We start from the raw sequence: 1,151 nt of genomic DNA, 5'->3' as shown, positions 1-1,151 counted from the left end.
TGGCCCGATTACCGAAGATGAATGATTTCATCCTTCTACTAAAAAACAGTAGTAATCTTAATTTCTTTTCGTTTAATGAGATCCGCTAAAGTAATTCCATCTATTTTCACATAATCAATTATATATTGATTAAGGTCATTAAAATACTCGCTCACCCTTTTTTGACCAATCCACATAGCTCTTCCTTCTAAAGAATGTGAAATAAAATATTCTTGCTTCTGATAAACAAACTCAATTTCCCTACCCTGTTCCAAGTAAAATACAAAGTGTTCATCACTAATACTTTCATCCGCTGTTACATCATCAAACCTTTTTAGTTTATCCATATCACAACAACCTTTCTTAAAGGCCCATTTTATGAAAAAGGGCACGATCCTTATTTAAGAATCGCACCCTGTTACTGAACTTAAGACTTTAATTATCTCTGTGTTTTTTATCCCCTATATACTTCCACGAATGGTATGTTACCCAAAACAAGATTCCATTTAACAGTAAAAGCATGAGAATCATAATAGGATTCTCTAAAAAAAAATTAGGTGCAAAGACAGAAATACCTACAAAGATAACTATGAATGGAGGGAGCAGAATCCAATACCGTTTATCTTTAAAAGTTTGAAAACTAAACATACAATTCCCCTCCAGTCCGTAATATTTCTTGTTTATCCAACAAAATGGCCCGAATGCGGTATGGGCACGATTATTTTATGCAGCAATCGCCCTCATTTGAGGAATAGTTATTATTTCCTTTCCCACAAAATCCCGATAGGATTAGGTGGTTTGTTTTCTTTTCCACCATTCACAAAATACATATGCGAATTAACATCACCATACTGCGTAATATATGGCATTTCTAAAGACTCAAATAGTTCCCTCTCATCATCTTCAATCCTAAATACGTAAGCCCTATAACCTTCTCCATCAGACGCAGTGAGATGCCCTTTAGATTCGCGTTCCTTCAAGGCCTCATCAATCGCTCGTCTCAATTCTAATAGTGCTAATTTATTTCCTACAATCAATGCCCCATCGTGCGGAAATTCCTGAGCGTAAATGTGTAGACATTTTTCATCTTTAAAAGTAATCCCAATCGCCATCTTTCATCTATTTTCAATAAAATAGTTTTTCTTTCTTCTGGTTTGAGTAACATAATGGCC

2 protein-coding genes are annotated in these 1,151 nt (G+C 34.8%); both read right to left on the bottom strand.

Annotated elements, in window-relative coordinates; translation table 11 throughout:
* Positions 1-38: 38 nt before the first annotated feature.
* Complete coding sequence (locus tag CSV68_RS16480) at positions 39-326, bottom strand: hypothetical protein (RefSeq protein ID WP_099662665.1); 288 nt, start codon at positions 324-326, stop codon at positions 39-41.
* 411 nt (positions 327-737) lie between these two features.
* Positions 738-1,091 carry a hypothetical protein gene (locus tag CSV68_RS16470; protein ID WP_099633611.1) on the bottom strand — a complete coding sequence of 118 codons (354 nt, stop codon included), beginning with the start codon at positions 1,089-1,091 and terminating at the stop codon, positions 738-740.
* Between the last annotated feature and the right edge of the window lie 60 nt (positions 1,092-1,151).

The sequence above is a fragment of the Sporosarcina sp. P29 genome, assembly GCF_002743265.1.
Taxonomy (GTDB): Bacteria; Bacillota; Bacilli; order Bacillales_A; family Planococcaceae; genus Sporosarcina.
The sequence above is the reverse complement of the archived record's forward strand: the minus strand, read 5'-3'. Positions and strand labels throughout refer to the sequence as shown.